Annotated in this window: 7 protein-coding genes; all 7 read left to right on the forward strand. The window is 42.9% G+C overall.

The features are described from left to right. Window positions 1-2: 2 nt before the first annotated feature. Window positions 3-875, forward strand: coding sequence for a sulfotransferase (locus ACED36_RS20030; protein WP_371733748.1), 873 nt, complete (start codon window positions 3-5; stop codon window positions 873-875). Next, complete coding sequence (locus tag ACED36_RS20035) at window positions 868-1,737, forward strand: hypothetical protein (RefSeq protein WP_371733749.1); 870 nt, start codon at window positions 868-870, stop codon at window positions 1,735-1,737. Before ACED36_RS20030 ends, ACED36_RS20035 begins: the two co-directional genes overlap by 8 nt. 148 nt (window positions 1,738-1,885) lie before the next feature. Beyond that, complete coding sequence (locus ACED36_RS20040) at window positions 1,886-3,502, forward strand: glycosyltransferase (protein ID WP_371733750.1); 1,617 nt, start codon at window positions 1,886-1,888, stop codon at window positions 3,500-3,502. Window positions 3,503-3,509: 7 nt separating this feature from the next. After that, the gene (locus ACED36_RS20045; RefSeq protein ID WP_371733751.1) at window positions 3,510-4,832 is read left to right on the forward strand and encodes a hypothetical protein; all 1,323 of its coding nucleotides are present in this window, start codon (window positions 3,510-3,512) and stop codon (window positions 4,830-4,832) included. Further along, window positions 4,825-5,814: a hypothetical protein gene (locus tag ACED36_RS20050; RefSeq protein WP_371733752.1), complete on the forward strand. Its 990-nt coding sequence runs from the start codon at window positions 4,825-4,827 to the stop codon at window positions 5,812-5,814. Before ACED36_RS20045 ends, ACED36_RS20050 begins: the two co-directional genes overlap by 8 nt. Before the next feature lie 135 nt (window positions 5,815-5,949). After that, window positions 5,950-6,861 (forward strand): sulfate adenylyltransferase subunit CysD, encoded by a 912-nt coding sequence (cysD, locus tag ACED36_RS20055; protein ID WP_039731792.1) that lies wholly within the window; start codon window positions 5,950-5,952, stop codon window positions 6,859-6,861. A 264-nt stretch (window positions 6,862-7,125) separates the two neighbouring features. Beyond that, window positions 7,126-7,473 carry a four helix bundle protein gene (locus ACED36_RS20060; protein WP_029486294.1) on the forward strand — a complete coding sequence of 116 codons (348 nt, stop codon included), beginning with the start codon at window positions 7,126-7,128 and terminating at the stop codon, window positions 7,471-7,473. Window positions 7,474-7,694 lie beyond the last annotated feature (221 nt).

Below are 7,694 nucleotides of genomic sequence, written 5' to 3' on the forward strand. Positions count from 1 at the left end.
ATATGAAGCGTTTTTTCATTATTGGTAATCCTAGATCTGGCACGACATTACTTAGACTCATGCTAAACCGGCATTCTAAAATGTGCGTGCCACCTGAGGCGGGTTTTTTGGTTTGGCTATACAAATTTTATGGTAATGAATCGATTAATGTTGAAAATTTTTTGGATGATTTGAGTCGAACAAGTAAATTCGAGTCATGGAATATAGACATTGAAAAACTACGAACTTTTCTTTGTAGAAGGGAAGTTAAAAGCTATCAGTTTTTAATTGATAGTGTCTATGAATTTTATATTGATGATGTTCTTGGTAAGAATGTTGATGTTGTGGGAGATAAAAATAATTACTACCTAGAACATGTTGAGTTGCTATCCTCACTTTATCCGGAAGCATCATTTTTACATATAATTCGAGATGGAAGAAGTGTAGCGGCATCATATAAAGGAGTCATGGCGAGCCAATTAGATTCGAAATATGCACCTAAATTGCCAACTTCAATGCGAGAAATTGGATCTCAGTGGCGATGTAATGTTATTGAAATTGAAAGGCAATTTTCAATGCTAAATAAAGTTAGCCATATGACTTTACGATTCGAGGACCTTGTAAAAAATCCAGAGGAAACATTATCTATTGTTTCCGAGTTTTTGGGTGTTGATTATGAGAAAGAGATGCTTCAGTACCACAAGACTTCATTAAATGAAGGGCTCGAACCTGAGGAGTATAATGCTTGGAAAGCAAAAAATCTTAAACCAATTGATAGCTCGGAAGCTGAAAAATATAAACAATTGTCATATGAGGAAATTGCTGTTTTTGAATCAGTTTGTAGCGATGTTCTCCTTAGGTATAACTATGGATTGTCAGGTGTAGGGTATGACTAAAGTTTTAGAGGGAAAAAAGGGTTCTTTTTTTCTTCAAAATGATACTAATAAAATATTGGACGACATAACTGGGTTGTCTTTAGATGTAAATAATGCTAGGTCTTACTCCTATCTGATTAGAGCGAGGAAGGCATTTTTAGAATCAATAGGTGTTAAGTATTATTTTCTTGTTGCCCCAAATAAGGAGTGCGTTTTATCTGACTTCCTTCCGGCTGGAGTAAGCCTATCCGACAGGAGAAATGTATATTCAATTTTGGGTTTTCTAGAAGAATCATTTTTCTCTAATATTGTTTATCCTTTAGATGCTTTGAAGCCTAAACCTTTTAAGCCGTTAACATACCCACTAGAAGATACACATTGGAACTCCTATGGGGCTTATATCGCTTATAGAGAATTGATGTCACTGATCGGGGATGACTTTGACATCAAACCCGTGGGTGAGGATGATTTTGTTTATTATGAGAGAGATGTTGTTGGTGATTTAAAGTCTAAGGTTTGTAAGGATGGTTTTTTTAAAAATATTTCGGTTAGATTTAAGAGAGAAAATTTCTCGATGGAAACAAATGGTTTGACGAACTTAGGAGGAAGGGTTGTCACAACCAATGTGGATAAGGAACTGCCGACAGCTATAATATTTCGAGATAGCTTTTGCTCAAACATGATACCATTCCTTGCTAATACATTCTCTCGGTGTGTTTTCCTGCATCAGCCAAATATTGACTATAGAATTGTAGAGGAAGAAATGCCTGATATTGTCATAAGCCAACAAGTGGAACGATTTTTAGTTCGCTTACCTGATGATATAGGTGGAGCTAGTCATTCTGATAATGTATTAGAAAAAACAAAGAAAATGGAAAGCTAGAAATTCTATGATTATTAAGGAGCGGATTAGTAATTTCTTAAAGAGAAATGCGGTTATAAGGGTTTTGTACAATAGAATACTATTTTTTTCTAGATGGGCTTCCCCTACTAATGACGTAAAGTACTTTAAGGAAATCGATTTAAGGTTGATGGAATTAACTAATTTTCACTCACCAGTTTCTTTCTCAATTGTAGTTCCTACATATAATCCGAATATGCAACAGTTTAAATCGATGGTTGACTCTGTCACCAATCAATCTTATGGCAATTGGCAATTGGTATTAGTTGATGATGCATCGAAGAACACTGAACTTGACGAATATCTTGCTGAGTTAGCTCACGATCCTAAAATTACTGTTGTTGTTCAAGAGCAAAACGGGCACATTTCGTCGGCAACCAATGCTGGTTTTTCGATGGTGACGGCTGATTTTGTTGTGCTTCTGGATCAAGATGATTTGCTTCATCCTGAGGCGCTTAAATGTGTGGCTTATTACCTTGAACAACATCCCGAAGCTCGTGTGCTTTATAGCGATGAGGATAAGGTGGATGCCAACGGCAATCGCCATATTCCGCATTTTAAACCGGCATTTAACCCCGATTTACTTTACTCGCATAACTATATTTCTCACTTAGGTGTTTACCAGCGTGAGTTGGTTGAACAAGTGGGTCGTTGTCGTGTGGGTTTTGAAGGCAGTCAGGATTATGATCTTCTCTTGCGTTGCCTAGAGCATTGTAAACCGGAAGACGTGGTGCATATTCCTTATGTGTTGTATCACTGGCGAGCAGTGCCAGGGTCAACGGCGTTCGCAGAATCGGAAAAAGGCTATGCGCAAGATGCAGGCCTTTGTGCCTTGCGAGACCACCTTGGCCCTAAAGGGGTTACTGTGGAACTGGGTAATCTCGCAAATACCTATCGCGCTCGCTGGCCAATCCCAGAAAAAGCACCACTTGTTTCTGTGATTATCCCTACTCGCAACAGTAAAGAGTTGGTGGAAATGTGTGTGAATTCTCTTTACGAGAATAACGACTATTCCCAATTTGAAGTGCTGTTGGTGGATAACCAGAGTGATTGTCCTGAATCGTTGGCTTACTTCGCCGCGCTGGAAGCACAAGGCAAGGTGCGCGTGCTTCGCTATGATGCGCCATTTAATTATTCCGCCATTAACAACTTTGCCACGAAACAAGCGAACGGTGAGGTGTTGCTGTTGTTGAATAACGATGTGGAAGCAATAAACGGGGATTGGCTTCGTGAAATGGTGTCACATGCAATCCGTTCAGACATTGGCTGTGTGGGCGCAAAGCTATACTACCCTAATGGCACGTTGCAACATGCGGGTGTCATTACTGGGCTAGGCGGCGTTGCTGGGCATTCACATAAGCATTTCCCTGGTGATCACCCTGGGTATTTTAAACGCCTTCAAATCACCCAAAACCTCAGCGCCGTCACGGCGGCGTGTCTTGCCGTACGCAAGAGTGTGTTTGAAGAAGTGGGCGGTTTAAACGAGAAAGACTTAACCGTGGCGTTTAATGATGTCGATTTTTGTTTGAAGGTGCGTGAAGCGGGTTACCGTAACTTGTGGACGCCTTATGCAGAGCTTATTCACCATGAAAGTGTCAGCCGCGGTGCGGAAGATAACCCAGAGAAAATTGCGCGTTTTCAAAGCGAAATCGCGTACATGCAAATCACTTGGGGAGAAGCCTTGCTTGACGATCCGAACTATAGCCGCTGGCTAACACTGGATCGCGAAGACTTCTCTTATCGCTAGGCAGATCATGAATAAAAAAGTTGTCATTCATTTTGGGCCGGGGAAAACTGGCAGCTCCGCCTTGCAAGCTTGGTGCAATAGCAATACAGAAACACTCGCACAGCACGGTATTTATTACCCAGCACATGCCGTGGATGCCAATGGCGTCAGTTCCGGCAATGTCGATGCCATCGCCAACAGAGATGCAAAAGGTAACCGCACACTGGATGAAAAAAAACTCAATACTTTGCTGGCAGAGTTTGAACGCAGTGATGCGCAAACCCTGTTGCTGTCTTCTGAGTTCTTTTTTCCAATGCTTCGGAATATTTATGAGCAGTTGCCTGATGCCGTCTATGTTGGCTATATCCGAGACCCGTTGGAACTGCATGAATCGGATTACAATCAACGCGTGAAGCTTCACAGTTACTTTTTGCCTTTTCATGCACCGGTGGCTTCATTTCCAGTCGTTGATGCATTGGCAAGGGTGATGGATGATTGTAAAGGTATCGACCTTCGGTTAAGGCCTTATGGAAAAGGGTTGTTTATCGGTGGCTCAATCATTGCGGACTTGCTGTCTGAGCTACTTAGTGGCAAAGAACAACTTGAACTCGAAACAGCACAAAGTACCAAATTGGTGAATTCAAGTTATGACTACGCCACGCGTGAATTTAAGCGCTTACTGAATTACTTCCCTATTGAGCACCTTGAGTTAAACATTCACCGTTTGTTGCAAAAACGTCCGGTAGAAGGCAGCTTCGTTTCTGTTGTTCCTGAAAAAACACAGATAACGGCGAATGAAGCACATGTTAAACGCATTGAAGCTTTCATTAATAACCGACGGATGCAGAGCTTGTTGCCGTTGCTTGATGCATTGAAGCAGCGTGCGGTGAAAGTTTACAAAAATCAGGATGCCAGTGAACAGGCGTTGTTAGATGTTGTTTCTTGGCTTGCGCGAGAAGACAAAGCGCTATTTGAAGATATCGCGGAAATAGTTAATGCTCATCGCTATTACTATCTCGACAATGCGGCGTTTTGGGCTTGTTTCCCTGAGCAGGACAAACCGAGCAAGAAAAAATGGTGGAAGAGAGAGCAAGTGGTTGCAACACAAACTGAAGTTTATGCCTCCATTTGCACCAAAAGCATCGCCACGTTTGAGCAGCGTGCTCAGGTGTCGGCCAATGTTCATCCGCCGCACATTCTTGCCAGCATTGGGGAGTTTGCCTTTGAAAATGGTGAAACTCGTTTTGCCGATAAGTTGCTGTCTGAAGCCTTGATTAAGAACCCTAAACAATTGTTAGCACTTCGGCTGATTAATGCCGTGCGAGAGCAAGTAAGGGATGGTCGTGATTGAACTCTCACCTTCTCGCGTGGAGTACAAAATTGCTGATCAGACCTACCTAGAGAGCTTATGTATCACGATTTCCAGTGGGATGAGGGTGCTGGACTTAAGCCAACGCTCTGATGCTTTTTCTCGGTACTGCCTTTTCTGGGGGGCATCAGTAGACAAGCAAATAGGTGTAGGACATCACTATGATGTTGTACACCTCGATGTTAATGCACTGAGCGAAAAAGAGTTTGAAAGCTCGCTGGAAGCGATATTTCGCACACTGTCAGCTAACGGGGTATTACTGTTTGGTGGTGAAGTGGCTGGGCAAGGGAAAGCGTGGCGGCAAATAGGTGATGGTTACTTGCCAAGTTTTGCCAACTTAAAAAACAAGCTCAATGGTCACGCTTGGAAGATGTTGGGGGTAGTCAACAATGACGTTTCGACACCCAACAACCATGCTCAGTGGATGTTTTTTCATGTGTCTGTGATTAAGCCAACCGCGTTTCTATTGCTGGGCAGCCCCGGTGTAGGCAAGTCAACCATGGCAAGACGACATTTCTCTCACCTCCCGGTTGTGCAGGGTGATCAGATTTACAAGGCTATATTTGATGGGAAATTAACAGTTTCTCAGCAATTTCGAGAAGAAATACAGAGCTTGTTCGATCCTTGCCGAATTCTTCGAATGACATTGTCGTTGTTTGAAAAAGGGTATTTTGATGAGCTGATGGATGTTTGGTTACAAAACGCCAAGTATCAAGACGTGGTTATTGACAGCTATGTACCGCCAAAATATCACAAGCGGGTTCGCGATCGTTTCAGCGATGCAGGCTATGTCGCGATTGATATGCGCTGGGAGTTGTCGAAAACCATGTGCTCAAAACGTGCTGCCGAAGAGAACGTGTCCGTTTTTATGCGCGGCAACTCGCCGCTGGTGGAAGCGCCAGTAAGCCGTCGTTTCAGCCTAGCTGCCGCAACAGGCTTTATCCGCAAGCTTATTTCTCGTTAGCCGTGTATTTCAGACACCAATGGTTACATTTCCATGCTGTGTTGGGTTTGTAACTTTTGGTGTTAATAGGACAATACATATAAATGTTGGGCGAACGCTCGAACACTTTTCAATATAGGTTTACCACTTAATAGTATGAGTAGTATGGATAAATTAACTCACCTTAAGGCTTTGGAAGCAGAGTCTATTCAAATTATCCGCGAAGTTGCCGCGGAATTCGATAACCCTGTGATGCTTTACTCGATTGGTAAAGATTCATCAGTACTTTTGCATCTTGCTCGCAAGGCATTTTACCCAGGTAAGATCCCGTTTCCGCTGATGCATGTCGATACAAACTGGAAATTTAAAGAGATGATCGCGTTTCGTGATCGTCTTGCCGAGCGTTATGACTTTGATTTGATTGTGCATAAAAACCAGCGCGGTTTGGACATGAACATCAGTCCGTTTGAACACGGCAGTGCCAAGCATACCGACATCATGAAAACCGAAAGCTTGAAGCAAGCACTGGATAAGCACGGCTTTGATGCGGCTTTTGGCGGCGCACGCCGAGATGAAGAAAAATCCCGCGCTAAAGAACGTGTGTACTCTTTCCGTGATAAGCACCACCGTTGGGACCCGAAAAACCAACGCCCAGAGCTTTGGAATATTTACAACAGCAAAGTCGACAAAGGCGAAAGCATTCGTGTGTTCCCTCTGTCGAACTGGACTGAGTTAGATATTTGGCAATATATCTATATGGAAAACATCGAAATGGTGCCGCTGTACTTTGCGAAAGAGCGCCCAGTGGTTGAACGTGATGGCACCTTGATCATGGTTGACGACGAGCGCATGCCGCTAAAAGAAGGCGAAGTGCCTGAAATGAAGAAAGTGCGTTTCCGTACGCTCGGCTGTTACCCACTAACGGGCGCTGTGGAATCAGAAGCTGAAACCCTGACCGAAATTATTCAAGAAATGCTGCTTTGTACGACGTCTGAACGTCAAGGCCGCGTGATTGACCACGACTCTGCAGGGTCGATGGAGAAGAAGAAAATGGAAGGGTATTTCTAAAGCGAAGCTTTAGGAAATAGCTGTAAGTTAAAAGCTGTAAGCGATCAGTAGGAGCAGGGTAGAGCGTAGCTTAAAGCTGGAAGTTATTAGCGATCAGTAGGAGCAGAGCTTGAAGCTGTGAGCGGTGCAGAGCATAGAGTGATTGGTTAAATTTGAAAAAGAAAAGATTCATTTAACTGATAACTAGGATAATTTTTTACAGCTTACAGCTTACAGCTTACAGCTTACAGCTTACAGCTTACATCTTACGCTTTTGGAGGTTTTGTGAATTTCGAGAAACTGGATGTCTGGAAACGCGCATCACGTTTGTGTGCGGATGTTTACATAGAAACTAAATCGTTGAAGGATTATGGTTTTCGTGACCAGTTGACGCGATCAGCATTGTCGGTACCTAGCAATATAGCGGAAGGTATGACGCGCTCAAGTGACAAAGAAAAACGACGCTTCCTCGAAATTGCACGCTCCTCTATGGCTGAAGCCCGCACCCAAATTTATATCGGAATAGAAATTGATTACTTAAAACGAGAAATCGCGAAAAACTGGGTTGAAGAAACAAAGCAAATTTCAGCCATGATTTCCGGATTAATCAATTCATTTGACAACAATTTATAAGAGAACAAGCTTTTCTAGCTTCTAGCTTCTAGCTTCTAGCTTCTAGCTTCTAGCTTCTAGCTTCTAGCTTCTAGCTTCTAGCTTCTAGCTTCTAGCTTCTAGCTTCTAGCTTCTAGCTTCTAGCTTCTAGCTTCTAGCTTCTAGCTTCTAGCTTCTAGCTTCTAGCTTCTAGCTTCTAGCTTCTAGCTTCTAGCTTCTAGCTTCTAGCTTCTAGCTTCTAG

This window comes from Enterovibrio sp. FF113 (genome assembly GCF_041439165.1).
Taxonomy (GTDB): Bacteria; Pseudomonadota; Gammaproteobacteria; order Enterobacterales; family Vibrionaceae; genus Enterovibrio; species Enterovibrio norvegicus_A.